Source organism: Haloactinospora alba (genome assembly GCF_006717075.1).
Classification (GTDB): domain Bacteria; phylum Actinomycetota; class Actinomycetes; order Streptosporangiales; family Streptosporangiaceae; genus Haloactinospora; species Haloactinospora alba.
On sequence record NZ_VFQC01000001.1, the window covers coordinates 698038 to 723709 of the forward strand.

Annotated in this window: 18 protein-coding genes and 3 rRNA genes; 17 read left to right on the top strand and 4 right to left on the bottom strand. The window is 66.0% G+C overall.

Annotated features, from left to right (window positions below):
* Nucleotides 1-39 precede the first annotated feature (39 nt).
* From FHX37_RS03390 to FHX37_RS03405, 4 genes are all read left to right on the top strand, one after another.
* On the top strand, nucleotides 40-1752 hold the full coding sequence (locus FHX37_RS03390; RefSeq protein WP_141922028.1) for a DEAD/DEAH box helicase: 1713 nt from the start codon (nucleotides 40-42) through the stop codon (nucleotides 1750-1752).
* An 83-nt stretch (nucleotides 1753-1835) separates the two neighbouring features.
* Nucleotides 1836-2780: a zinc metalloprotease gene (locus tag FHX37_RS03395; RefSeq protein ID WP_141922030.1), complete on the top strand. Its 945-nt coding sequence runs from the start codon at nucleotides 1836-1838 to the stop codon at nucleotides 2778-2780.
* A 156-nt stretch (nucleotides 2781-2936) separates the two neighbouring features.
* Nucleotides 2937-3947, top strand: a complete 1011-nt coding sequence (locus FHX37_RS03400) for a tryptophan--tRNA ligase (protein ID WP_141922032.1) — start codon at nucleotides 2937-2939, stop codon at nucleotides 3945-3947.
* Between the two features lie 117 nt (nucleotides 3948-4064).
* Nucleotides 4065-4829 (top strand): FkbM family methyltransferase, encoded by a 765-nt coding sequence (locus FHX37_RS03405; protein ID WP_141922034.1) that lies wholly within the window; start codon nucleotides 4065-4067, stop codon nucleotides 4827-4829.
* A gap of 27 nt (nucleotides 4830-4856) precedes the next feature.
* Here the strand turns inward: FHX37_RS03405 and FHX37_RS03410 are convergent, their stop codons facing one another.
* A complete protein-coding gene (locus FHX37_RS03410) occupies nucleotides 4857-5432 on the bottom strand; it encodes an isochorismatase family protein (protein WP_141922036.1) in 576 nt (191 codons plus the stop codon).
* Nucleotides 5433-5451: 19 nt separating this feature from the next.
* Nucleotides 5452-6768, bottom strand: coding sequence for a nicotinate phosphoribosyltransferase (locus FHX37_RS03415; protein ID WP_141922038.1), 1317 nt, complete (start codon nucleotides 6766-6768; stop codon nucleotides 5452-5454).
* Nucleotides 6769-7378: 610 nt separating this feature from the next.
* Between FHX37_RS03415 and clpS the strand changes: the two genes are divergently transcribed.
* The 7 genes from clpS (at nucleotide 7379) to FHX37_RS03450 (ending at nucleotide 12203) form a co-directional block, all read left to right on the top strand.
* Entirely contained in the window at nucleotides 7379-7669 is a 291-nt protein-coding gene (gene clpS, locus FHX37_RS03420; protein ID WP_141922040.1) for an ATP-dependent Clp protease adapter ClpS, read from the top strand.
* 217 nt (nucleotides 7670-7886) lie between these two features.
* Nucleotides 7887-8432 carry a DUF2017 domain-containing protein gene (locus FHX37_RS03425; protein WP_141922042.1) on the top strand — a complete coding sequence of 182 codons (546 nt, stop codon included), beginning with the start codon at nucleotides 7887-7889 and terminating at the stop codon, nucleotides 8430-8432.
* Between the two features lie 66 nt (nucleotides 8433-8498).
* Entirely contained in the window at nucleotides 8499-8921 is a 423-nt protein-coding gene (locus FHX37_RS03430) for a Mov34/MPN/PAD-1 family protein (protein WP_141922045.1), read from the top strand.
* Between the two features lie 156 nt (nucleotides 8922-9077).
* Nucleotides 9078-9356 carry a MoaD/ThiS family protein gene (locus FHX37_RS03435; protein WP_141922047.1) on the top strand — a complete coding sequence of 93 codons (279 nt, stop codon included), beginning with the start codon at nucleotides 9078-9080 and terminating at the stop codon, nucleotides 9354-9356.
* 6 nt (nucleotides 9357-9362) lie between these two features.
* Nucleotides 9363-10310: a PLP-dependent cysteine synthase family protein gene (locus FHX37_RS03440; protein WP_141922049.1), complete on the top strand. Its 948-nt coding sequence runs from the start codon at nucleotides 9363-9365 to the stop codon at nucleotides 10308-10310.
* A 127-nt stretch (nucleotides 10311-10437) separates the two neighbouring features.
* Nucleotides 10438-11244 (top strand): thioesterase family protein, encoded by an 807-nt coding sequence (locus FHX37_RS03445; protein WP_246062049.1) that lies wholly within the window; start codon nucleotides 10438-10440, stop codon nucleotides 11242-11244.
* Between the two features lie 194 nt (nucleotides 11245-11438).
* Nucleotides 11439-12203, top strand: coding sequence for an MBL fold metallo-hydrolase (locus tag FHX37_RS03450; RefSeq protein ID WP_141922053.1), 765 nt, complete (start codon nucleotides 11439-11441; stop codon nucleotides 12201-12203).
* Nucleotides 12204-12230: 27 nt separating this feature from the next.
* Here FHX37_RS03450 and FHX37_RS03455 read toward each other — a convergent pair whose 3' ends face one another.
* Nucleotides 12231-12911: a hypothetical protein gene (locus tag FHX37_RS03455; RefSeq protein ID WP_141922055.1), complete on the bottom strand. Its 681-nt coding sequence runs from the start codon at nucleotides 12909-12911 to the stop codon at nucleotides 12231-12233.
* Between the two features lie 271 nt (nucleotides 12912-13182).
* On the opposite strand from FHX37_RS03455, the gene rph reads away from it, so the two are divergent.
* The gene (gene rph / locus FHX37_RS03460; RefSeq protein WP_141922058.1) at nucleotides 13183-13902 is read left to right on the top strand and encodes a ribonuclease PH; all 720 of its coding nucleotides are present in this window, start codon (nucleotides 13183-13185) and stop codon (nucleotides 13900-13902) included.
* 102 nt (nucleotides 13903-14004) lie between these two features.
* Nucleotides 14005-14628 carry an RdgB/HAM1 family non-canonical purine NTP pyrophosphatase gene (rdgB, locus tag FHX37_RS03465; RefSeq protein WP_141922060.1) on the top strand — a complete coding sequence of 208 codons (624 nt, stop codon included), beginning with the start codon at nucleotides 14005-14007 and terminating at the stop codon, nucleotides 14626-14628.
* 67 nt (nucleotides 14629-14695) lie between these two features.
* On the opposite strand, the gene FHX37_RS03470 is transcribed toward rdgB, so the two are convergent.
* Entirely contained in the window at nucleotides 14696-15943 is a 1248-nt protein-coding gene (locus FHX37_RS03470) for an Nramp family divalent metal transporter (RefSeq protein WP_141922062.1), read from the bottom strand.
* Nucleotides 15944-16569: 626 nt separating this feature from the next.
* Here FHX37_RS03470 and FHX37_RS03475 point away from each other — a divergent pair.
* From FHX37_RS03475 to FHX37_RS03490, 4 genes are all read left to right on the top strand, one after another.
* Nucleotides 16570-18115: ribosomal RNA gene (locus FHX37_RS03475) — 16S ribosomal RNA — on the top strand.
* 481 nt (nucleotides 18116-18596) lie between these two features.
* Nucleotides 18597-21677 (top strand): 23S ribosomal RNA (locus FHX37_RS03480).
* Between the two features lie 114 nt (nucleotides 21678-21791).
* Nucleotides 21792-21910, top strand: a 5S ribosomal RNA gene (gene rrf, locus FHX37_RS03485).
* The 16S, 23S and 5S rRNA genes sit together here, the layout of an rRNA operon.
* A gap of 614 nt (nucleotides 21911-22524) precedes the next feature.
* Nucleotides 22525-25635 carry a transglycosylase domain-containing protein gene (locus FHX37_RS03490; protein WP_246062050.1) on the top strand — a complete coding sequence of 1037 codons (3111 nt, stop codon included), beginning with the start codon at nucleotides 22525-22527 and terminating at the stop codon, nucleotides 25633-25635.
* Nucleotides 25636-25672: the final 37 nt, after the last annotated feature.

The window sequence follows — 25672 nt, forward strand, 5'->3', positions numbered from 1 at the left end:
TCCCGCCTGTCGGCGGGAGTCTCCGCGCCCAGAAAACTGATGCCGCTTCTGCAGACCAGCACTGCGGAGCGCCTCAGTGGGCTGCGCGAATGGCAGCGTGAGGCGTTCGACGAGTACTTCCGGCGGGAACCACGGGACTTCCTGGCCGTCGCCACCCCGGGAGCGGGGAAGACCACGTTCGCGCTGACACTCGCCAGCGAACTCCTCGCCCGGCACACGGTGCGCTCGATCACCATCGTCTGCCCCACCGAACACCTCAAGAAGCAGTGGTCGGAGGCCGCGGCCGAGTTCGGGATCGCCATCGACCCCGACTTCAAGAACGGACAGGGGGCGCTCGGCAGGCAGTACCTCGGAGCCGCCGTCACCTACGCCCAGGTGGCGGCCCACCCGATGCTGCACCGCAACCGCACCGAGTCCCGCCGCACCCTGGTCATCTTCGACGAGATCCACCACGCGGGAGACGCCCTCTCGTGGGGAGAGGCGGTGCGTGAGGCTTTCGAGCCGGCGGCGCGGCGGCTCTCCCTGACCGGCACTCCCTTCCGCACGGACGTGAACCCGATCCCGTTCGTGGACTACGTCCAGGACACGAACGGGGTGCGCCGGTGCTCGTGGGATTACAGTTACGGTTACGCGCCGGCGCTGGGTGACGGGGTGGTGCGTCCCGTCATCTTCATGGCCTACTCCGGGGAGATGCGGTGGCGTACCAAGGCCGGGGACGAGCTCGCCGCCCGGCTGGGGGAACCGCTCACCCAGGACGAGCTTTCCCAGGCCTGGCAGGCCGCCCTCGACCCCAAGGGCGACTGGATCAAGAAGGTCCTGGCGGCGGCCGACCGCCGACTGACCGAAGTGCGCAACTCCACGCCGGACGCGGGCGGGCTGGTGGTCGCCAGTGACCATGAGAACGCCCGCGCCTATGCGCGCATCCTCCGGGAGATCACGGGCTACGGCGCCACGGTCGTGCTCTCCGACGACCCCATGGCCAGCCAGAAGATCAAACAGTTCTCCCAGTCCCGCGACCGGTGGATGGTGGCGGTGCGGATGGTGTCGGAAGGGGTGGACGTGCCCCGGCTCATGGTCGGGGTCTACGCCACCTCGACCAGTACCGCCCTGTTCTTCGCCCAGGTCGTCGGGCGTTTCGTCCGAATGCGCCGGCGGGGGGAGGTCGCCTCGATCTTCCTCCCCTCGGTCCCCACCCTGCTCGAGTACGCCGGGGAGATGGAACGCGAACGCGACCACGCGTTGGACCGGCCGATGCGGGAGGGGGAGCTCGAGCCGGACGACGAGCTCGACGAGGCGAATAAGAAACGCGACACGCCCGACGCCGGTGAGGAGCTTCCGTTCGAGACGATGGAGGCCTCGGCCGAGTTCGACCGTGCCCTGTACGAGGGTTCCGAGTTCGGTGGGGACGCGCCCGACTCCCCGGAGGAGGAGGACTTCCTCGGACTTCCCGGCCTGCTGGAGCCGGAACAGGTGTCACAACTGCTGCGGAAGCGCAAGGCCGACCAGCAGGCCAGCGAGCGCAAGCCGCCCCAGGAACCCCAACAGCCCCCCGACCACCAGGTCCTCGCGGAGCTGCGCAAGGAGCTGAACAGCCTGGTCGGCGCCTGGCACCACCGCACCGGCCGCCCGCACGGCATGATCCACAACGAGCTGCGTCAGACGTGCGGAGGCCCGCCCATCGCGCAGGCCTCCGCGGACGAGATCCGACAGCGGATCGCCAAGATCCGCGCATGGGCGACCGGCAACAGGTGAACCGGACGTCCCGGTTCCGCCGTTCCGTGGGAAGAGCGTGTCACTGTTAACGTTTCCCGCTCATTCGACTACTTTCCGTGTTCATGCTGGATGGTGCTCGGGAACGTGGGGGAAGCGGCATCCGCCGGCGGTACGTCCACGGCCTCGCCGCGCTTCTGGCGCTGCTGGCTCTCACGGCCCCACCAGAGCCCCCCGTGGAGAGCGCGGAGACGCCGTGCGCTCCGGCCGGGCGCAGCGACAGCGCCACCGGTCCGTCCCCGCACGCGGCGGACACCCTCGACCCGCAGCGAGCCGCCGAGTTCGAACGCCGTCTGCGCGCCCGAAGCCTTCCCCAGGGGGCCGGGAACCCTGCGAGCGGGCTGACCGTGGTCCCGGTCGCGGTGCATGTCATCTCCGCCGAGGACGGGTCCGGTGACCTCGACCGCGCCACGGTGGGAGCCCAACTCGAACTGATGAACACGGCGTACAGCGGCGGCCGCGGCGGCGCGGACACGGGGTTCCGGTTCCGGCTGGTGGACGTGACACGCACCCAACGGGAAGCGTGGTTCACCAACCTCACGGCCCGCAGCGAGACGGTCACCGGGGAGCTTCGCACGGGCGGCCCGGAGACGCTCAACCTCTACACCGCGAACCTGGGCGGGGACGTGCTCGGACACGCCACCTTCCCCCAGGAGTACGCCGAGAACGCGACAGCGGACGGGGTCATGGTCGACTACCGCACGATGCCGGGCCAGGGGTGGGAACGGTTCGGGCGCGGGATGACGGCGGTGCACGAGGTCGGGCACTGGATGGGACTGTTCCACACGTTCCAGAACGGCTGCTCCGCTCCCGGCGACTACGTGGACGACACCCCCTACGAGCGCGAACCGGCACGGGGCTGCCCGGCGGAACGCGACACGTGCCCCGACCGGAGGGGGAAGGACCCCGTCACCAACATCATGAACTACAGCGACGACGCGTGCCTCACCCACTTCACTCCCGGCCAGGGGGAACGCATGGCCCAGCACTGGTCCGCGTTCCGTGCCTAGGCCCCGGCTCGTGGGGACGGGCGTCCACCGGACGGGCCCGGCAACCAGCCCGGAAACGCAACCGCCGGTAGGGCGGGGGAACCGGCCCCGGGAGTCGGGGCCCGTCCGGGCCGGAACCGGGCCGGGGCACCCTCCCGCACGGTTAACCTGGAAACCATGGGAGCGACGACCACCTACCTGACCGGTATCCAGACATCGGGTGAACCCCACATCGGCAACTACATCGGCGCGATCAAACCCGCGCTGGCCGCGGCGGGGGCACACGAGACGCTGTACTTCCTCGCCGACTACCACTCGCTCAACTCGGTCAAGGACCCCGCGAAACTGCGGCACGACATCCGGGCGGTCGCTTCCACCTGGCTCGCCTGCGGACTCGACCCGCAGCGCACCATCCTCTACCGGCAGTCGAGCATCCCCGAGGTGTTCGAGCTGTCGGTGATCCTCGCCAACGTCACCCCGAAGGGGCTGATGAACCGCGCCCACGCCTACAAGGCCGCGCGCGACCGGAACGCCGCGGCAGGAGTCGAGGACCTCGACGCCGGGGTCAACATGGGGCTGTTCAACTACCCCATCCTGATGGCGGCCGACATCCTCATCATGGAGACCGACTACGTACCCGTGGGGCGGGACCAGGCACAGCACATCGAGTACGCCGCCGACATCGCCCAGTCCTTCAACCACCTCTACGGGGACACCTACCGTTTCCCGATCCCCGAGGGCGACTTCCCCCAGGGCGACGCGAGCGTCCTGCCCGGAACCGACGGGCAGAAGATGAGCAAGTCCTACGACAACCACATTCCCCTCTTCCTTCCGGAGAACAAGCTCAAGAAGCTGGTCCGGCGCATCCCGACGGACTCCACCCCGGTCGAGGAGCCCAAGGACCCCGACTCCTCGGTCCCGTTCCAGCTCCTCGCCCAGTTCGCGTCGGCGGAGCACACCGCGTCCGTCCGCGCGCGGCTCGAAGCCGGCGGCATGGGATGGGGCGAGCTGAAGAACGAACTGTTCGACACGCTCAACACCGAGTTCGCTCCGATGCGCGCCCGTTACGATGAGCTCATGAGTCCCGACAGCGACCTCGACGCCATCCTCGAGGACGGGGCGCGGCGCGCGCGGGAACGCGCCCGTCGGGTCCTCGCCCAGGTGCGCTCCGCTGTCGGGATGGCCTGAACGGGAACACCGGCCCGTCACCGGAAAACGCCGTCGTGCCCGGCACCAACGGCGATGCGGATCCCTCCGGGGCGGGTGTGCTCCTCGCCGACCCGACCCCGCCTGGAGGCGCGCTGTATGTTCCCTCCCCGTGCTCGTGGCCGAACGGGCGATCCGCGGCTGCGCGCGCTCGCCGCCGCGCTCCGCTGGCTGGCTCCACGCGCGTTCTTCGTCGAGACCGAGGTCCGGGGGATCAGCACCGTGGTGCGGCCGGGGGACGTGTGCCTCGACATCGGCGCCAAACACGGGCTGTACACCTTCACGCTCGCTGACCTGGCCGGCCCCGGGGGAGCCGTGTACGCGGTCGAGCCCCTGCACGATCCGGTACGGGTGTTGCGTTCCGGTGTCCGACTGCTCGGTGCGGGCAACGTCCGGGTGGTCCGGTGCGCCCTCGGGCGCGAGAGCGAGAGCGCGACGATGAGCCTGCCGACGCGCCGCGGCCGTCCGGTGCACGGGCGCGCCTACCTCACGAGCGGCGCGCACGGGCCGGGACCCAACGCGGAGTTCTCCGGGCAACGTCGGGTCACGACCGCCGTCACCACTCTGGACAGTCTGTGCCGGGACCACGGCATCACCCGCGTCGACTTCGTCAAGGCCGATGTCGAGGGCGCCGAGGCGGCGATGCTGGACGGCGGGCAGGAGGTCCTGTCGCGGCACCGGCCCGCCCTCATGCTGGAGATCGAGGAACGGCACCTGGCGAAGTACGGCGACTCGGTCGCGTCGGTCACCGACCGTCTGCGGAACCTGGGCTACCGGATGCGGGTGTGGCACCGGGGGCGGTGGCGTCCGGTGGACAGCGTCACCGCGGCCCACCGGAACTACCTCTTCCTGCCCGAACGGTGAGCATCCGCCCGAGACACGCTCCCGGCCTCAGCCGGCCACGACGGGTTCGCCCTCGAGAGCGACCCCGCCGCCGCCCAGGTCGGTGAGCGCGGAGTCCGTGGTCTCCCGGGAGACCCCCGCTGTCATGCCGAGCAGCACCCGGGTGCCGAACCCGGCCGCGGAGGCGTCCAGCGCGGTGGCGCGCACGCAGTAGTCCGTGGCGATCCCGACCACGTCAACGTCGGTGACGTCCCGGTCCCGCAGCCACTGTTCCAGCTTCTGCCCCTGTTCGTTGGTGCCTTCGAACCCGCTGTACCCCGAGGAGTACTGTCCCTTGCGGAACACCTCCTCCACGTGCGTGGTGTCGAAGTCGGGGTGGAACTCGGCGCCGGTGGTTCCGGCGACACAGTGTCGGGGCCAGCTCACCACGAAGTCCGGCTGCTCGGAGAAGTGCTCTCCGGGGTCGATGTGGTGGTCGCACGTGGCGGCCACGTGCGCGTAGTCCGCACGGTGTTCGGTGAGGAAGCGGGAGACCGCGGCGGCCACCCCGCTGCCTCCCGACACGCCCATACTTCCGCCCTCGCAGAAGTCGTTCTGCACGTCGACGACCAACAGAGCCTTCAATTCGTTCTCCCTCCGCGCGTCAGTTGTGAACGCGCTCCTCGAAGTGGGTGGGAATCGCCGGTTCACCGCGGGACATCTGCTGCGCCGTCACCGGGAGCTCCTCCACGGAGCGGGCGTGGCGCTTGCGAGCGTCGTCCAGCGGCTCCCCGCCCACGATCTCGCCCTCGTGCACCAGGCGCCGCATCAGCGGCCGGGTCAGCGGTGTGGACTCGGGCTCGTGCTCGTGGACGAGTTCGGCGGTGGCGGTTCCGGAGTCGTCCAGGCTCCGGGAGCTCCACTTGCGGCCCCCCTTGCTGGGTTTGCCCACCGAGCGCTTGGCGACGGGCTCGAGCGGGGAGTCGGGTGAGGTGCCCCGGGCGCGGGCGACGAGCTTGTACACCAGCGACGCGGTCGGCGATCCGGAACCGGTGACGAGCGCGGTCCCGACGCCGTACCCGTCGACAGGGGCGATCGCCAGTGCCTGGATGGCGTACTCGTCCAGGTCACCGGTGACCACGATCCGGGTTTCGGTGGCGTCGTTGCGGTCGAGCTGTTGCCGCAGCCGCGAGGTGAGCAGCGCGAGGTCCCCGGAGTCGACCCGTACCCCGCCCAGTTGTGGTCCGGCGAGTTCGATCCCGGAACGTACCGCCCGCTCCACGTCGAAGGTGTCCACCAGTAGCGTGGTTCCGGAACCGAGCGATTCGAGCTGCGCCGCGAACGCGTGCCGCTCGCTGTCGTGCAGGAGCACGAACGAGTGGGCACTGGTTCCCGCCGTGGGGATGCCGTAGCGCCGTCCCGCCTCGAGGTTGGACGTGCTGGCGAAACCGGTGAGGTAGGCGGCGCGGGCGGCAGCGACCGCGGACATCTCGTGGGTGCGGCGCGACCCCATCTCGATCAGTGGCCGCCCCGCGGCGGCGGTCGCCATACGGGAGGCGGCCGCGGCGATCGCGCAGTCGTGGTTGTAGATCGAGAGCGCCACGGTCTCCAGGAGCACGGCTTCCGCGAAGGTCCCCTCCACGACGAGGATGGGGGAGCCGGGGAAGTAGCACTCCCCCTCGCCGTAGCCCCAGATGTCGCCGGAGAACCGGTACTCGGAGAGCCACTGCAGGGTGGAGTCGTCCACGATCGCGGCGTCGGAGAGGTAGTCGAGCGTCGCCGAGTCGAAGCGGAAGTTCGTCAGGGCGTCCAGGAAACGCCCGGTTCCGGCCACGACCCCGTAACGGCGGTTCTCCGGCAGCCGGCGCGCGAACATCTCGAAAACCGTGCGCCGGTGCGCGGCGCCGCTGCGGAGCGCACCCTGCAGCATGGTCAGCTCGTACCGGTCGGTGAGCAGTGCGCTGCTCCAGTCGTCGTTCATACCACCTAAGCTTAGTTTGTGACTATGAGTAACAAAATGGGTGCGTGCTCGTAGGCGAACGCTTGGGCGCGTTGTCCCGGCAGTGGGACAATCTCCCCAACGGGTGCGTTCGACGGAGGACCCGTCCGCGGTGCCCGGAAGGCTCCGCGCACCAACACGTCGTCGGCGGAAGGTGGCAGGATGGCTACCGCTCCCGTGGCCGCGACCGGGCCGTGTGCGGCCACCGCTCCCGTCCGCCCGGGAAAGCGGACGGGAAACCGCAGTGCGGGGCCCCGCGCGGGGGAAACCCGTGGGAGGATTCCCGGCGGTGCATCCGGTGACGGTGCCACGGCCCCTCACGGGCGCGAAGGCGGATACCGTGCCGGGTGGCCCGGTGCTCATACCCGCCCGTGCGCGGTGTGTCCGGGGCACGGCACACCCCCACGGGGGCCGGTCCGCACCAGCGGAGGGCCTGTCGTGCGCCCGTGACGTTCCCGGAGAGTGCGGGGCGCCGCGGCGAAGGGGCTCGCGGTGCCACACGCCGGACACGCGGCCAGGACACGTCGACACCACGAGAAGGGAGGAGGGCACAGGCTCCCGGACGAGTTCGGGAACCACGCCCGACACAACGATGACGACGGAACCGGTCGAACTGGAACGGCCGGAGACCGAGGAGGACGTGCGGCCCGACCTTCCCTGGGTCACGATCGTCTGGAACGACCCCATCAACCTGATGTCGTACGTGACCTACGTCTTCCAGACCGTCTTCGGCTACTCCAAGAGCAAAGCGCACAAGCTCATGCTGGACGTGCACCACAAAGGGCGCGCGGTCGTGTCCAGCGGTTCCCGTGAGGAGATGGAACGCGACGTCTCCACACTGCACGAGTACGGACTGTGGGCCACGCTGCAGCAGGACACGTAGGAGCGAGACGTAACCGGACAGCCTCCGGTGAACGGAGAGGTTCCCCGCGCGCAAGCGTCGCCCCCGTCCGGGGGACGGGGCGCGCCCCGCTTCGTTCCGACCGCATGGGGCCGGACCGTAGGGTAGTGCGCTGCGGTCGCGCTGGGCACGTTGAGACACCACCGGAAAGGAGGCGGGCGTTCCCGCGGACTGCGGGGTTACCACGCCCAACATCCCGATGACCATTGGCTTCCGTTCGCACCAGAGCGGCGTCGCCATCGAGCTCGACGCCGACGAGGCGGCCGTGCTGCGTTCCATGGCGACCCTGATCCTGGACCTGGTGGAACCTCCCGCGGAGAAGGACGAGTTCGCCGAACTCGTCGGAATCGGCGGAAACAGCGAGAAACCCGAGGACCCGGTGCTCGCGCGGCTGTTCCCGGACGCCTACACCGGGGACAACGAGGCCGCCGGGGACTTCCGCCGTTACACCGAGGACGGGCTGCGTCAGAACAAGCGTGGCAACGCCGAGGTCATCCTCGCCGACGTCCCCTCCACGGGTGGGACGGTCACCCTGGACGCGGAACGGGCGCACGCCTGGATGAAGTCACTCAACGACGTCCGACTCGCCCTCGGCACCCGGATAGGTGCCGACGAGGAGACCTACGAGGCCTACCTGAACGGGGAGAAGCAGAGCAACGAGTCGGACGAGGCCGCCATGCACATCTACGACTGGCTCGGAGGGCTCCAGGAGAGCCTGGTACAGGCCCTGCACGGCACGGAGTGACGGGAGGGAGCGAAACAACCTACCCAGTGGGTGGGTAGGGATATTCTCTCGGCTACGCTGAGGGCCATGCTGAGGATTGATCGCTCGATTCACGACAAGATCGTGGCTCACGCGCGCCGCGATCACCCCGACGAAGCGTGTGGCGTCGTCGCCGGGCCGGAGGGGTCCGACCGGCCCGAGCGGTTCATCGAGATGATCAATGCCGAGCGCTCCCCGACCTTCTACCGGTTCGACTCCAAGGAACAACTCAAGGTTTGGCGGGAGATGGACGACCGGGACGAGGAACCGGTGGTCATCTACCATTCGCACACCGCGACCGAGGCCTACCCCTCGCGGACCGACATCTCGTATGCCTCCGAGCCGAACTCGCACTACGTGCTGGTGTCCACCCGCGATCCCGAAACCGTCGAGTTCCGTTCCTACCGCATCGTCGACGGCGAGGTCACCGAGGAGCCCGTGCACATCGACGAGACGCACCACGCCGGTTGACCTCCGGACGGTCCGCCCCGGAATCAACGCCGGACCGCGCCTGTTGAACACCGGCGAACGCCGCAACCTCGCCCGCGGCGGCATCCACTCCGGCCGCCGCGCCGGCGAGGGCCATCCGCACAACGACCCGCACCGACGTCTTACTGGAGAAAGCCCATGGCCACCGAGGTCCGCATTCCCACCATCCTGCGCAACCTGACCGACGGCGCCAAGGCTGTCGAGGGGGAGGGCGCGACGCTCGGCGAGCTCATCACCGACCTCGACAAGCGCCATCCCGGGATCGCCGAGCGTTTGGTAGAGGAGGGGAAGCTGCGCCGCTTCATCAACGTGTACCTCAACGACGAGGACGTTCGGTTCATCGACGGGCTGGAGAGCGCCGTCTCCGACGGCGACACCGTGACGATCCTGCCGGCCGTGGCCGGCGGCACCCGCTGACCCGCCATGCGTTTCGACTCTCTCCTCGACTCGCTGGGACGCACGCCGCTCGTCGGGTTGCCCAACCTGTCGCCCTCTCCGGAGGTCCGGCTGTGGGCGAAACTCGAGGACCGCAACCCGACCGGTTCGATCAAGGACCGCGCCGCGTTCTTCATGATCGACCGGGCGGAGAAGGAGGGCCGGCTCTCTCCCGGCTGCACCATCCTCGAGCCCACCTCCGGTAACACGGGGATCTCTCTGGCGATGGTCGCGAAACTGCGCGGTTACCGGCTGGTCTGCGTCATGCCCGAGAACACCTCGGCCGAGCGCCGGCAGCTGTTGGAGATGTGGGGCGCCGAGATCCACTTCTCCCCTGCCGAGGGCGGATCGAACGAGGCGGTACGCGTCGCCAAGGAGATGGCCGCCGAGCACCCCGACTGGGTCATGCTGTACCAGTACGGCAACGAGGCGAACTCCCGTGCCCACTACGAGACGACCGGGCCGGAGCTGTTGGCGGACCTTCCCGGCATCACGCATTTCGTCGCCGGCCTGGGGACGACCGGCACCCTGATGGGCGTCGGTCGCTACCTGCGCGAGCACCAACCGGGCGTGCGGATCGTGGCGGCCGAGCCGCGTTACGGCGAACTCGTCTACGGACTACGTAACATCGACGAGGGCTTCATACCCGAACTCTACGACGAGTCCGTACTGACAACCCGGTTCTCGATCCCCTCGGAAGCCGCTCTGCAACGTACCCGCGAGCTACTGACGTCGGAAGGCCTGTTCGCCGGTATCTCCACCGGCGGAGCGCTGCACGCGGCGCTCGGAATGGCCCGCAAGGCGGTGAAAGCCGGTGAGCGCGCCGACATAGCGTTCGTCATCGCCGACGGGGGGTGGAAGTACCTCTCCACCGGTGCCTACGAGGGAACGCTCGAGGAAGCCGAGGAGCAACTGGAAGGTCAGCTCTGGGCGTAGGCCCTCGGAACACGGGTGACGAACACCCGTCCCACCACCCGGCGGTTTCCCCGGAACGGCCGTGCGGGCCGGGCGATGGTCCGGCCCGCCGCAACCGGACTGAACGGTGTTCGGTTGAATGGGAGGCATGACGCGTTTCGACTCCGCCACCGCGATCACCGCGGCAGGCCCCGGAAGCTACACCGCCGACCTCGACGCGGGTTACCTCATCGGTGACGCGATGAACGGCGGCTACCTCATGGCGATCATGCAGGCGGCCGCTCTTGCCGAGTCCTCCCACCCGCACGCGGTCTCCTCCGCGTTCCACTTCCTCCGACCCGCGGGTGAGGGCAGGCTCCACGTCGAAGCCACCACCCTCAAAACGGGACGCAGGGTCACAACCCTGCAGGTGGCAGCCGCGCAACACGGTGCTCAACTCGTGGTCGCGACCATTTCCTGCGCCGAGGTCGACGCCGCGGCCGTACCCGACTACCAGGCCCCGTTCCCCTCGATCCCGACGCTCGACCAGTGCTACAGGTACGAGCCGCGGTCGGGGCAGGACTCCGTCCCGGCCTTCTCGGAACGGGTCGACCAGTTCTACACGCCGACCACCTGGGAGCGCCTGCGGGGCCGGGGGGCCGAGCGGGTGCCCGAGCTGGCCGGTTACGTGCAGCCCAGTGAACGCGACGGAGGCGCGACCGAGGACCCGTGCGGGTTCCTCCCCCTCGCCGTGGACGCCCTTCCTCCCGTCGTGGCCGCCCTCGGATCCTGGCGCTGGTCGCCCACCGTGGAGCTGACCTGGCACATGCGGGCCGTCCCCGAACCGGGCCCGCTCATGTTCCTCGCCCGGGCCGAGGTGATCAGCGACGGATGGTTCGACGAGACCGTGGACCTCTGGGACGGGAAAGGCACTCTGGTCGCGCAGAGCCGGCAACTCGCCCGTTCCGGACGCTGACGGTGAGGAGCGCGTGATTGTGGACCCCCGGCGGGCGTTTGCCCATGTGACACACACCGCGTGAGACGCGGACCACATTCCCGACGCGTCGCGCGGTGAGTGGGGTAGACCCGTACTACGGAGTTGATCACCTCCGCGGTATCGTCCTCTGCGCACCTGCCGTGGAGGTCCCTTACGGAAAAGGCAAATGCGACGTGCGACTTACCATCATCGGCTCATCGGGAAGCTTCCCCGGACCCGGTAATCCCGCCTCCTGTTACCTGGTGGAGGCGGGTGGCTTCCGGCTCCTCCTCGACCTGGGGAACGGGGCGCTTGGCGCGCTGCAACACTACACGGACATCTACCGGATCGACGCGGTGTACCTCAGTCACCTGCACACCGACCACTGCGTCGACCTCTGCTCCTACTGGGTGGCGCGCACCTATCCCCCCGGCGGACGCAAGCCCCGTATCCCCGTGTACGGTCCCTCCGGCGTCGCCGACCGGATGGCCGAGATCTACGGTCTGGACCCGGACCCCGGCATGACCGAAACCTTCGAGTTCCGGGAACTCGCCCCCGGCCCGGTACGTATCGGACCCATATCCGCCCGGGTCGACCAGGTCAACCACCCGGTCGAGGCCTTCGGTATCCGGCTGGAGCACGCGGGGTCGACCCTCACCTATACGGGAGACACCGGCTGTTCCGAGGAGCTCCTCCACCTCGCGCGGGACACCGACCTCTTCCTGTGCGAGGCCTCGTTCCACGACCACCGGCAACACCCCAAGGACATGCACCTCACGGGAAGCGAGGCGGGGGAGCACGCGCGCCGGGCCGGAGCGCGCAGGCTCCTGCTCACCCATCTGGTCCCGTGGAACGACGACGCCTGCACCCTCACCGAAGCACGGAGCGCGTTCGCCGGACCCGTCGAGCTGGCCCGCCCGGGAGCGGTGTACGAGCTGGGGAGCCCGGGGGACGGCTGAAGCCCGCCGTCCCGCTCCGCGGGCGGTTCACTCCTGCTGGATCTCCAGGGCCGCGTCGGTGAGGAGCTGCTCCAGCTCCTCATCAGGCGGTTCGCTCGCGTTGGTCACCGCGTCGAGGACAACGCCGCCCGGCAGGTGCAACCGAACACCGTGCGCCTCGTCGAGCCCCTCCTCCTGCAACGGCTGCAGCTCCTCGTCCGGGACGCTCTGCAACAGGCCGTCGAGCTCCTCCACCTCCGAGGTGGTGTACGTCTCCGGGATGTCGGGCATCGACTCTCCCTCCGGAAGGTCCTCCTCCGAGAGGTCCTCGAGGTTCTCGGTGAGCCCGGAGAGGTCCGCGAGACTCACTCCGTCGGTGTAGGAGAGCACCAGGGCGAACCCCGCTGCCGAGTCCGCGAAAACGCAGGTGACGTAGTCTTCCTGCAGATCCTCCTCCGTGAGTGTGGGGTCCCCGGACACGTTCCCCGACACCACGTTCGCGTCCTTGGTCGCGGAGCAGTCCTCCGGCACCCGGAACCCCGACTGCTCGGGGGACTCGGTCGTCGGCTCCGGCGGTTCCGCGCTGGACTCCTCGGTGTCCGGGCTGCTCTCCTCGGACGACGGGGACGCGCTCTCTGTTTCCGAGGGCTCGGAGGACTCCCCGGCGGAGGGGGTCAGCGGTAGGCCACACCCGGCCAGCAGCAGGCAGCACGCTACGGGCGTGCCCATACGGCCGAGCGGGCGGAAAAGTGCCGTGGGGGACGGGGAGGGTTTCGTTCGCTGCATGGTTTCCCTCTGCGGGACGGGGACCCGGGGTCGGGGGCTGGTGAACCAACGCCATCGTACGAATGCCGGGAGACGGCGGAGACGGCGGCTGAGGCTTGTTCCGGGTGCGGGGAGCGGACGTGCTGCGGGGACTCGGAACGGGCCCCTGCCCTGTCGACCGCCTTCCAGGACCGGAAGCGGACCAGACGAGTGCGAACACCGATAGGCTCGAGCTATGGCTCGACCCGACGGACGCGCTCCGAATGAACTGCGACCTGTAACTCTCACCCGGAACTGGCTTCGCCACGCTGAGGGGTCCACCCTGGTGGAATTCGGCGATACCCGCGTACTGTGCGCCGCCACAGTCGAGGACGGTGTCCCACGGTGGCGCCGTGGCACCGGCGAAGGCTGGGTCACCGCCGAGTACGCCATGCTTCCGCGATCGACCGACACGCGCGGTCCTCGGGAGTCGGTGAAAGGCAAGATCGGCGGGCGTACGCACGAGATCTCCCGACTCGTCGGCCGTTCCCTGCGAGCTGTCGTCGACTTCAAGGCGATGGGGGAGTACACCATCACGCTCGACTGCGACGTGCTCCAGGCTGACGGCGGAACCCGGACCGCCGCCATCACGGGTGCTTACGTCGCACTGTCGGACGCCGTGAAATACCTGCGCAAGAAGCACAACCTGAAGAACAATCCGCTCACCAGCTCGGTTTCGGCCATCAGTGTCGGCATGGTGCAGGGGAAAGCGCGGCTCGACCTCAACTACCTGGAGGACTCGGTGGCGCAGACGGACATGAACGTCGTCGTCACCGGAGAGGGGCAGTTCGTCGAGGTCCAGGGAACAGCGGAAGGCGCCCCGTTCGACCGCACCAACCTCGACGAGCTGCTGGATCTCGCTGTCGGTGGTTGCGGCCAGCTCGCCGAGTACCAGAAGAAGGCCCTCGCCGGTTGACCGACCAGGGGATGTGAGCTCGAACGGCAGAAACGAGAGCTTTAGGAAGGAGAACGGTGCTCCTCCCGCGAGTGTCCGGGAGGGCGCACCGGTGCCAACGGGATGACCGCACCCATCACCATCGTCCTGGCGACCCGCAACGCGAACAAGATCCCGGAGATGCAGGCCGTGCTCACCGAGGCCGGTCTCAGCGCCGAGGTGACCGGCCTCGGCGCCTACCCGGAAGCTCCCGAGGTGGCCGAGACGGAACCGGACTTCGGCGGGAACGCCCTCCTGAAGGCCCGGGCTGTCGCTCGCCACACCGGTCTTCCCGCTGTGGCGGACGACTCGGGTCTGCGGGTGGACGCGCTCAACGGTATGCCAGGGGTGCTCTCCGCCCGTTGGTCGGGACGTTTCGGGGACGAAAGCGGGAACAAGGACGCCGCGAACCTCGAACTCGTGTTGGACCAGCTTGCCGACACACCGGAGGAGCGGAGGGGCGCCGAGTTCGTCGCCGCGGCCGCGGTCTCGTTCCCGGACGGTACGGAGGACGTCGTCGAGGGCGTGTTCCGGGGGCGTGTCACGCGCAAGCCCCGGGGCACGAACGGTTTCGGTTACGACCCGGTTTTCGTGCCGGACGGTGACACCCGCACCATGGCGGAGATGAGCGCGGAGGAGAAGAACGCCATCAGTCACCGCGGTATCGCCTTCCGGAAGCTCGCCGAGCGGTTGCGAAACGTACTGTGACGCGGCGGGGTCGTGCGGTTCCGGGCGGGGCATGCGCAGTGGTACCGGTGCGCGTGCCCCGCTGGACCTAGACACTCGTGAGCTGGTTCCAGAGCTCGTGTAGGCACAGCGCGAGGAACAGTGTGCCGGCTACGCCCAGGGCGGTATTGCTCAGCCAGCCGTTGCGCCACTGTCGCGGGACCCGTGAGGAGTTCAGTAGCCAGAGGAGCGTCAGAGCCAGGAACGGCATGAAGAACGCGCCGACCACGCCGTAGATGACTGCCAGCGCGAACGGCCGTTCGAACTGGAGCAGCACCATCGGGGGGATGCTCAGCCAGAGCACGTAGGCGCGGAATTCCCAGCTTCGTTCGCGTTCCGCTACCGGCCGGTTCACTTTGCCCCGGATATGGCCCATGAAGTCGGCGAACATCAGGCTGACGCCGTGCCACACTCCCAGCAGCGACGAGAAGGCCGCGGCGAAGAACCCGACCAGGAACACCGTCGAGATGACCGGACCGAACCGCTGCTCCAGGATCGCCGCGAGGTCCACCAGGCCCTTGTCGTCCTCGGTGAGGACGATACCGCTCGCGTGCAGCAGCTCCGCGCCGACCACCAGCGTCGCCAGGACGAAGATGCCGGTAGTGATGTAAGCGACGCTGTTGTCCAGCCGCATCATCCTGATCCAGGTGGCGTCGCGCCACCCCTTGGCGTTCACCCAGTAGCCGTAGGCGGCCATGGTGATCGTGCCGCCGACCCCACCGACCAGTCCCATGGTGTACATGGCGGAGTCCCGCGGCAGCAGCGGACGCAACCCCTTGACCGTCTGGACCACGTCGGGGCCGATGTAGAGGGCCAGCCCCACGATGGTGACGAACATCAGTCCCACGAGGGCGGTTATCACTTTTTCGAAGACCGCGTACCTGTTGAGCCAGACGAACACGAGACCGGTCAGGGAGCAGATGACCGCCCACCCCTCGAGGGGAAGAACGGGGAACAGTGTGGCCAGTGGCAAAGCTGAGGCCGACATGGCGGTCGCGCCGTACACGAAGCCCCAGATGATGATGTACGGCGCGAAGTACACGTGGGTCCACCGGCCGAGGGTGCTCCAACCGTGGAAGATGGTGCTCTCGCTGGCGAGGTGCCAGCGTCCCGCTGCTTCCGCCAGCGCGATTTTCACCATGGCTCCGACGACAACGGCCCACATGAGCGTGTAGCCGAACTGGTTTCCGGCGACCAGGGTCGCGACGAGGTCCCCGGTACCGACTCCGGTGGCTGCGGCCACGATTCCTGGTCCGAGAAGTTTCCACCGTGCGGTGTGCTGTTCGGTAAGGTCCACGCGTTTCCTCCCGCCCGGGCCGCGACTCTCACGCGCGGGACCAAAGGTTAGGTGGCCTGTTGTGGGCTGCAAGGGGAGCTCGGGAAGTTGTGGCCTGATCGATACGCTTCCTCCCCGTTTCGGTTCGCGTAACGTCCCGTTGTCGGATAACGTGGTCGAGCTGACGGGATGTGTGCCGATGCCATGTCGGTCAACGACACCCGAGGCAGCCGTTCGAAGCACCGTCTTCGAAGCGGTACCATTGAAAGAGGCGACGCGGAAGACCGATGGTCGTCTCGAGCGGAGCGCGGAGAGGTCTCGCAAGTCCGATCCGGTCGGAGTTGAGGAATCAACAAGAAACCGACGGATTTGGGAGTTTGTTCGCGTTCTGTTAATGTGGAGAACACAGAAAAACGTTAAAAACTCCGTTTTCCCGGAAGAGCCCGTTGGGTTTGTGTGGGTTGGACGGTTGTTTCTTGAGAACTCAACAGCGCGTTTGTTTGTCTTGTGCTTCGATAGTTTTGGCCCCTGGCCCACACGTGGTGTGGGCGGGTTTTAGTGAATGGTCATGACCACCCGGTTGGGTGGTTGGCCGGGATCTCGGCCATCTGGGTTTTCCCCTGCACGGTGTGTGGGGGTGTTGGACCTGAATGGAGAGTTTGATCCTGGCTCAGGACGAACGCTGGCGGCGTGCTTAACACATGCAAGTCGAGCGCGCCACCTCGCTTTCGGGTGGGGTGGTGAGCGGCGAACGGGTGAGTAACACGTGAGTAACCTGCCCCTGACTCTGGGATAAGCCGGGGAAACCCGGTCTAATACCGGATATGACCACTGCCCGCATGGGTTGGTGGTGGAAAGGTGTCTTTCTGGTTGGGGATGGGCTCGCGGCCTATCAGCTTGTTGGTGGGGTGAGGGCCTACCAAGGCGATTACGGGTAGCCGGCCTGAGAGGGCGGTCGGCCACACTGGGACTGAGACACGGCCCAGACTCCTACGGGAGGCAGCAGTGGGGAATCTTGCGCAATGGGCGAAAGCCTGACGCAGCGACGCCGCGTGGGGGATGACGGCCTTTGGGTTGTAAACCTCTTTTACCACTGAAGCAGGCCATGCACGTGGTGTGTGGTTGACGGTAGGTGGGGAATAAGGACCGGCTAACTACGTGCCAGCAGCCGCGGTAATACGTAGGGTCCGAGCGTTGTCCGGAATTATTGGGCGTAAAGAGCTCGTAGGCGGCGTGTCGCGTCTGCTGTGAAAGTCCGGGGCTTAACTCCGGTTTGGCAGTGGATACGGGCATGCTTGAGGCAGGTAGGGGAGACTGGAATTCCTGGTGTAGCGGTGAAATGCGCAGATATCAGGAGGAACACCGGTGGCGAAGGCGGGTCTCTGGGCCTGACCTGACGCTGAGGAGCGAAAGCGTGGGTAGCGAACAGGATTAGATACCCTGGTAGTCCATGCTGTAAACGTTGGGCGCTAGGTGTGGGGACTTTCCACGGTTTCCGTGCCGTAGCTAACGCATTAAGCGCCCCGCCTGGGGAGTACGGCCGCAAGGCTAAAACTCAAAGGAATTGACGGGGGCCCGCACAAGCGGCGGAGCATGTTGCTTAATTCGACGCAACGCGAAGAACCTTACCAAGGTTTGACATCGCCGGTAATCCATCAGAGATGGTGGGTCCTTTTGGGGATCGGTGACAGGTGGTGCATGGCTGTCGTCAGCTCGTGTCGTGAGATGTTGGGTTAAGTCCCGCAACGAGCGCAACCCTTGTTCCATGTTGCCAGCACGTGGTGGTGGGGACTCATGGGAGACTGCCGGGGTCAACTCGGAGGAAGGTGGGGACGACGTCAAGTCATCATGCCCCTGATGCCTTGGGCTGCAAACATGCTACAATGGCCGGTACAGTGGGCGTGCGATACCGTGAGGTGGAGCGAATCCCATAAAGCCGGTCTCAGTTCGGATTGGGGTCTGCAACTCGACCCTATGAAGGTGGAGTCGCTAGTAATCGCGGATCAGCAATGCCGCGGTGAATACGTTCCCGGGCCTTGTACACACCGCCCGTCACGTCATGAAAGTCGGCAACACCCGAAACGTGTGGCCCAACCACGGTTGTGGGGGGAGTGCGTGAAGGTGGGGCTGGCGATTGGGACGAAGTCGTAACAAGGTAGCCGTACCGGAAGGTGCGGCTGGATCACCTCCTTTCTAAGGAGCTGGTGCCTGCCCCGGTGTTTTTGTTGTTGTTGTTTGGGGTGGGTGGCTCAGTGTTTTGTGGATCCGGCATGGGTGCTCGTGCTGGTGTTTTCTCTTGTGGGGTTTTCCCTGTGGGGGAGGGCAGCGGCCGGGTGGTGTCGGGAAGCGGGAGCATGGAGACGAACAGGTTCTGCTTGGTGTTGGCTGTGTGCTGGTGCTGGGTGGGACGCGCGCTGTTGGGTGTCTGAGGGAGCAACCGCTGTGTGCGGGGTGCTTCTGGCCACCCCAACGAAGACTGTGCTGGTCTTGGTGGGTGCCGTGGGCCTGTGGTGGCAGGTTGGATGCTGTGGTTTTCCGGCTGGTGTCGGGAAGCTGGGTGTCTGGTTCTGCTGGTGCGGGTGCGGTGTCTGCTGGGTCTGGTTGTGGTTGTGGTTGGGTGTGTGGCTGGGTGTTTGATTTGTGGATAGTGTGCGCGAGCATCGTGTATCTGTGGTGGCCAAGTAGTAGTGGCATACGGTGGATGCCTTGGTACCAGGCGCCGATGAAGGACGTGGGAGACCGCGATAGTCCATGGGGAGTTGTCAACCAAGCGGTGATCCGTGGGTGTCCGAATGGGGGAACCTAGCCCGAGTTGTGTCGGGTTGCCTCTGTCTGAATGTATAGGGCAGTTGGTGGTAACGCGGGGAAGTGAAACATCTCAGTACCCGCAGGAAGAGAAAACAACGGTGATTCCCTTAGTAGTGGTGAGCGAACGGGGATGTGGCTAAACCATGCGCGTGTCAAGGCGGCAGCTGTTGCGTGTGTGGGGTTGTGGGATGTGCCTGTGGGAGTCTGCCGGCTTCCGCTGGGGCCAGTGTGGTGAGTCGAATCCGGTGGGATCCGGAACCAAAGAGGGTGAGAGTCCCGTAGGTGGAGTTGCGCTGGTTGCGGTGGGCATGGTCCCGAGTAGCGCGGAGCCCGTGAAATTCCGTGTGAATCTGGCAGGACCACCTGTCAAGCCTAAATACGTCCTGGTGACCGATAGTGGACGAGTACCGTGAGGGAAAGGTGAAAAGTGCCCCGGTGAGGGGTGGTGAAAGAGGTCTTGAAACCGTGTGCTGTCAAGCCGTCAGAGCTGCCTTGTTGGGGTGGTGATGGCGTGCCTATTGAAGAATGAGCCTGCGAGTTGTGGTGTGTGGCGAGGTTAACCCGTGTGGGGGAGCCGTAGCGAAAGCGAGTTCTAATGGGGCGTGAGTCGCATGCTGCAGACCCGAAGCGGAGTGAGCTACCCATGGCCAGGGTGAAGCGTCGGTAAGACGTCGTGGAGGCCCGCACCCACCAGGGTTGAAAACCTGGGGGATGAGCTGTGGGTAGGGGTGAAAGGCCAATCAAACTCTGTGATAGCTGGTTCTCCCCGAAATGCATTTAGGTGCAGCGTTGCATGGTGCGTGGCGGAGGTAGAGCGACTGGTTGGTCGATGGGCCGTATTGGTTACTGAGATCAGCTAAACTCCGAATGCCGTCACGTGGGAGTGCAGCAGTGAGACTGCGGGGGACAAGCTCCGTGGTCGAGAGGGAAACAGCCCAGATCGCCAGCTAAGGCCCCTAAGCGTGTGCTGAGTGGGAAAGGTTGTGTAGTTGCTGAGACAACCAGGAGGTTGGCTTAGAAGCAGCCATCCTTGAAAGAGTGCGTAATAGCTCACTGGTCAAGTGATTATGCGCCGATAATGTAGCGGGGCTGAAGCACACCGCCGAAGCTGTGGAGCCCCACCGTTGGTGGGGTTGGTAGGGGAGCGTCGCTGCCTGCGGTGAAGTCTTCGGGTGACCGGGGGTGGAGCGGTAGCGAGTGCGAATGCAGGCATGAGTAGCGAGACCAGGGTGAGAAACCCTGGCGCCGAGTGACTCAGGGTTCCTGGGGCAGGTTAATCCGCCCAGGGTGAGTCGGGACCTAAGGCGAGGCCGACAGGCGTAGTCGATGGATAACGGGTTGATATTCCCGTACCCGTGCGTATGCGTCCGGACCGGCATGTGGGTATGCTAACCACCACCATGATGCTGTCGCACCTGCGGGTGTGGTGGTGTTGTGGCGTGGGATCCGACCATGTGTGGGTCAGCGATGGGGTGACGCAGAGGGGGAGCTCTACCGGGCGGTGGTTGTCCCGGGATAAGCGTGTAGCCCGCAGTATAGGCAAATCCGTGCTGCAGTGGGGTGAGGCGTGATGTCGAGCCGGTGTGGCGAAGTGAGTGGCCCCGTGCTGTCGAGAAAAGCCTCTAGTGAGTGTGCGTGCGGCCCGTACCCGAAACCGACGCAGGTGGTCAGGTAGAGAATACCGAGGCGGTCGGGTGAACCATGGTTAAGGAACTCGGCAAATTGTCCCCGTAACTTTGGGAGAAGGGGAGCCCGGTGTGGTGAACACCCGTGCGGTGGGAGCTGCGCTGGGTCGCAGATACCAGGGGGAAGCGACTGTTTATTAAAAACACAGGTCCGTGCGAAGTCGTAAGACGCGGTATACGGACTGACGCCTGCCCGGTGCCGGAACGTTAAGAGGACTGGTGAGCCCTGCGGGGTGAGGCTGGGAATCTAAGCGCCGGTAAACGGCGGTGGTAACTATAACCATCCTAAGGTAGCGAAATTCCTTGTCGGGTAAGTTCCGACCTGCACGAATGGCGTAACGACTTCCCCGCTGTCTCAACCATGGGCCCGGTGAAATTGCACTACGAGTAAAGATGCTCGTTTCGCGCAGCAGGACGGAAAGACCCCGGGACCTTCACTACAGCTTGACATTGGTGTGTGGGATGGTTTGTGTAGGATAGGTGGGAGCCTGGGAAGCTGACACGCCAGTGTTGGTGGAGGCGTTGGTGAAATACCACTCTGATCATGTCGTACACCTCAACCCGCGCCCGTGATCCGGGTGGGGGACCGTGTCTGGTGGGTAGTTTAACTGGGGCGGTTGCCTCCTAAAAGGTAACGGAGGCGCCCAATGGTTCCCTCGGCCTGGTTGGTAATCAGGTGGTGAGTGTAAGTGCACAAGGGAGCTTGACTGCGAGACGGACGTGTCGAGCAGGTGCGAAAGCAGGGACTAGTGATCCGGCACCACCGTGTGGAAGGGGTGTCGCTCAACGGCTAAAAGGTACCCCGGGGATAACAGGCTCATCTTCCCCGAGAGTTCGTATCGACGGGATGGTTTGGCACCTCGATGTCGGCTCGTCGCATCCTGGGGCTGGAGTTGGTCCCAAGGGTTGGGCTGTTCGCCCATTAAAGCGGCACGCGAGCTGGGTTTAGAACGTCGTGAGACAGTTCGGTCCCTATCCGCTGCGCGCGTTGGAGACTTGGCAAGGGCTGTCCCTAGTACGAGAGGACCGGGACGGACGAACCTCTGGTGTGCCAGTTGTTCCGCCAGGAGCATGGCTGGTTGGCTACGTTCGGGAGAGATAACCGCTGAAAGCATCTAAGTGGGAAGCTTGCTTGGAGATGAGGTCTCCCGCCCCTGTGTGGGGGTAAGGCCGCCCAGAGATGATGGGGTTGATAGGCCGGAGGTGGAAGCTCTGTGAGGGGTGGAGCTGACCGGTACTAATGGGCCGAGGGCTTGTCCACCATGGATACATGGTTGTTCGCGCACACTATTTCACGGATTGCTGCTGCCTGTGGGTGGTGGTTGGTCCCTCATGAGTGTCCCCCCACGCGCGCGTGTGCGTGTGTGGGTGTGGGTTACGGCGGTGAGAGCGGAAGGGAAACACCCGGTGCCATTCCGAACCCGGTCGTTAAGCTTTCTTGCGCCGATGGTACTGCCCCTATGGTGCGGGGTGGGAGAGTAGGTCACCGCCGGACATTCGTTGTGGGGTGTGGGTGTGGGGTGGAGACCCGGGTGGGTTTCCCTCACATCCACACCCCACTTTTTATGTACTAATGAACTACATAGCGTGGTTAATTGAGCGTTTTTCGTTTCTATTGTTCAGCAGAATGGAAACATGCCGGACGACGCCGAATGCACCGCCTCATTTCACAGCATGTTGGGAACATCACTCTGTGTTCGTCCTGTCAGGGTAGCTAGCGGCACTGGGCTTTCACCGTGCGCATTCCGGGAAGGGGTTTCCGCCCCTCCGTCCCGCTGACGTCGGGCCGCAGCGTGACGACGATCCCCGGTGAGGGAAACCGACTCCGGTATATCCCTGGTCACCACAGGAGGAGAAACCGCCTTCCGTGCGGCATTCGGGATCGTGTGCAGGTATCGTGTCTCTGAGGGTTCGGCGGTTCCCCCGCAGCGCCGGCCTCGTCCGAGAGTTTGCTGAACGGTTCGGCCCATGCCGGCGCCACGCACATGTGCCGCGCGGTGGGTATCGAGTATTCCAGGGGGCCACCAACTGAGTGAGAGCACCTACGGCGAAGGCGGAACAGAACCACAGCCGGAAACCGATACGCCAGAGACGGCCGAGACATCTTCCATGGACGCCACACCCGGGAACGAGGCACCCAACGACGGCTCCGCAGGGGAGGAAGATGCTGCCAACGATGAGCGGGAATCCGGAACAGCCGCCTTCAAAGACAGCGGAAGCTTTTTCCGGGAGCAGGTCGCCCGGACACTTGCCGAGCAGGGGTACGACTTCCGCAGTGACGGAACATGGGGAGAAAGCGATCCAGAGCGTTCCGGCCCTCTGAAAGAGGAGGAGTCCGAGGAGGACCCCTCCCAACCGCCACAGTCCCAGGACCCCTCGGACACGCCTTCCGAGGACGGGGAGGGGCAACCCGAGCCAGCCCCGCACATTACCCCCGAGCAGGAACCCCCTTCCACTGCCCCGGACGAGGACGCAGCGACAGTTGATGAGGGCGAGAGCGGCACGTCCGAGGACGTTCCTTCCGGCGATGATGGTGCCAGCGAATCCGTCGCGGCGTCCCCCGACGCCCACGAGGCAGCTGGTTCCGGGATCATCTCCGATGACAGCGCCGAAGCGGAACAGTCGGAACATCCCGACCCCGCGGTGACACCACCGGAGCCCGAGGACAGCTCCCACCCGGAAGAAGAGGAAAGCTCTCCAACCGGGGACAGTGACGAAGCCGTCCCGGAGACGGAGGCGGCCGCGGGCGAGAGCGACACACCGCCGGAGCCGACGGAAACGGGCTCCGCGGTGACGACAGCCGCACACGAGGTGGTCGACCCCCAGCCCAACGCGGCGGAACAAGCCAGCCCGGCGGCGGAGCCCAAGCGGCCGGAGTTCGCAGCCTCCGGGGATTCCCCGGAGGCTGCGGAACCGCAAGCCACCCCCACCGAGGAAAACCCCGTCGAAAGCACCACTGCGGCCCCAGCGGTGGCGTCGGATACGAGTAATTCCGCGGCCCCTGCCGGAGGGAAACCTCCCTCCGGAAAAACACCCGGAAAAACGAAGAAACCACTGTGGTGGCGAATCACCCGGGCCGGACTGATCGGTGTCGGCGTGTGCCTGGTCCTGGCGATAGCGGGATTCGGCATAGCCTACGCGACGATCCCTGTTCCGGACGCGACGAAAGAGGTTGCCACGGACCAGGGGTCGACATTCTACTACTCCGATGGCGAAACGAAATTCGCCGAGCGCGGGGTAGACCGTGATCCGGTGGATTACGAGGACATTCCCCCCGAGGTCCAGGAAGCCGTGATCTCAGCCGAGGACCGCGGTTTCTGGGAGGAACCCGGCGTCTCGCTCACAGGAACGCTACGCGCCATCTGGGCCACCGCTACCGGGGAACAGGTCCAGGGCGGTTCCACGATAACGCAGCAAATGGTGCGTAACTACTACGAGGGAGTCAGCAAGGACCGGACGATCGAACGTAAGTTCAAAGAAATCGTCATATCCCTGAAAGTCGACCAGTCCAAGTCGAAGAAATGGGTGATGGAGCAGTACCTCAACACCATTTACTTCGGCAGGAACGCCTACGGTATCCAGGCCGCCTCGCAGGCGTACTTCCACAAGGACATGGAGGACCTGAACTCCTCGGAGGCGGCTTTCCTCGCCTCAGCCATCCAACAACCGTCGCTGTACGGTAACGCCGACAACGACTTCTCCCCGGCGATGAAGGAGCGGTGGGAGAGCGTCCTCACCGGAATGGTGGAACTCGACACCATCACCCAGTCCGAAGCCGACGAGATGGAACGCCCCGAACCGGAGGAGAACCGCCCAGCCGACGGGAACGACCTGAGCGGGTACAAGGGTTACATGCTGCACCAGGCCATGTCGGAACTCGAGGATCTGGGCTATACCGAGGACAACATCAACCGGGGCGGCTACGCGATCACGACGACCTTCGACAAGGACCTGATGGAAGCGGCCACCAGCGCCGTGGAGGACAGTGTCGACATCGACTCCCTTCCCGACGGGGTCAACGTCGGGATGAGCGCGGTGGATCCGGAGACCGGCGAGGTTCGGGCGTTCTACGGTGGCCATGACTACCTGGAGAACCAGTACGACAGTTCGACGCGGGGGAAGGCCCAGGCGGGATCCGGGTTCAAGCCCTACGTGCTGGCGGCGGCGCTGGAAAGCGGGACGTTCACGCTGAACAGCGTTGTCGACGGGTCGGACAACCAGGTGTTCAACGGGGTTCCGCTGGGCAACGCCCACTCCGGCGGAGGCCCGATGACCGTGACACAGGCCACGGCCTCCTCCAACAACAACGCTTACGCGAACATCGCCCAGCAGACCGGTCTGCAGAAAGTCCGGGACATGGCGACCGACATCGGCCTGCCCGAGAGCGCGATCACCGACCAGCAGGCCGCGGTTGCCAGGCTGGCGCTGGGGATCTCCAGCGTCCGTCCGATCGACCAGGCGGGGTCCTACGCGACGTTCGCCAACGATGGAAAGCACGTACAACCCCACGTCGTCAGCGAGATCACCAATCAGGACGGGGAGAACGAACGCGAGGACGTCCCCAGCAACAGGGCGATGTCCTCCGACACCGCGGCTGACGCTACCTACGCGATGCAGCAGGTGGTCAACGGCGGCACCGGAGCCCGCGCCCGGCTTCCCGACGGGCGTCCGGCCGCGGGCAAGACCGGAACCACCGACAACAACGTCGCGGCCTGGTTCAACGGGTACACCCCGCAGCTCGCCGCCTCCGTGGGTGTGTACAACGGGAACAACCAACGGTTCTCCGTGCCCGGATACGGGACAGTGAACGGCGGCAGTCTTCCCGCCGACATCTGGCGCTCCTTCATGGCCGAAGCCATGCAGGGCAAGGAGGTCGAGGAGTTCCCCTCGCCCAGCGACAACCCACCGAGCGACTGGGAGCCCGAAGACTCCGGAGGGGGAAACGAGGGACAGCAGACGCCGGTCGACCCGCAACCCCAGAACCCGGCCTCCCCCGCCCCCGGCGGGCAGACGCCGCAGAACCCCGGGCAGCAGCAGCCCCAGCAACCGGACAACCCCGATAACCCCGAGAACGAGAACCCCGGTCGTCCCGACGATCCGGGAGGAACCGGAGACGGGGGCGGAGAGTCGCAGGATCCCGGCGGGACGGGCGACACCGGATCAGGCGAGGGCGACGACACGGACAGCGGCGACGACACGGGAGGAACGGAACCCCAGTAGGGAGCCGTCCGGTGGGGCGCGTCCGCTGTTGGGGCCG

Coding starts and splice junctions, on each gene's coding strand:
- FHX37_RS03455 (WP_141922055.1), bottom strand. CDS start 12,911: ATGGGCACGCCCGTAGCGTGCTGCCTGCTGCTGGCCGGGTGTGGCCTA.
- FHX37_RS03435 (WP_141922047.1), top strand. CDS start 9,078: ATGGCCACCGAGGTCCGCATTCCCACCATCCTGCGCAACCTGACCGAC.
- FHX37_RS03395 (WP_141922030.1), top strand. CDS start 1,836: ATGCTGGATGGTGCTCGGGAACGTGGGGGAAGCGGCATCCGCCGGCGG.
- FHX37_RS03430 (WP_141922045.1), top strand. CDS start 8,499: ATGCTGAGGATTGATCGCTCGATTCACGACAAGATCGTGGCTCACGCG.
- FHX37_RS03400 (WP_141922032.1), top strand. CDS start 2,937: ATGGGAGCGACGACCACCTACCTGACCGGTATCCAGACATCGGGTGAA.
- FHX37_RS03445 (WP_246062049.1), top strand. CDS start 10,438: ATGACGCGTTTCGACTCCGCCACCGCGATCACCGCGGCAGGCCCCGGA.
- FHX37_RS03390 (WP_141922028.1), top strand. CDS start 40: ATGCCGCTTCTGCAGACCAGCACTGCGGAGCGCCTCAGTGGGCTGCGC.
- rph (WP_141922058.1), top strand. CDS start 13,183: ATGGCTCGACCCGACGGACGCGCTCCGAATGAACTGCGACCTGTAACT.
- FHX37_RS03415 (WP_141922038.1), bottom strand. CDS start 6,768: ATGAACGACGACTGGAGCAGCGCACTGCTCACCGACCGGTACGAGCTG.
- FHX37_RS03405 (WP_141922034.1), top strand. CDS start 4,065: ATGTTCCCTCCCCGTGCTCGTGGCCGAACGGGCGATCCGCGGCTGCGC.
- FHX37_RS03490 (WP_246062050.1), top strand. CDS start 22,525: ATGGACGCCACACCCGGGAACGAGGCACCCAACGACGGCTCCGCAGGG.
- clpS (WP_141922040.1), top strand. CDS start 7,379: ATGACGACGGAACCGGTCGAACTGGAACGGCCGGAGACCGAGGAGGAC.
- FHX37_RS03425 (WP_141922042.1), top strand. CDS start 7,887: ATGACCATTGGCTTCCGTTCGCACCAGAGCGGCGTCGCCATCGAGCTC.
- FHX37_RS03440 (WP_141922049.1), top strand. CDS start 9,363: ATGCGTTTCGACTCTCTCCTCGACTCGCTGGGACGCACGCCGCTCGTC.
- rdgB (WP_141922060.1), top strand. CDS start 14,005: ATGACCGCACCCATCACCATCGTCCTGGCGACCCGCAACGCGAACAAG.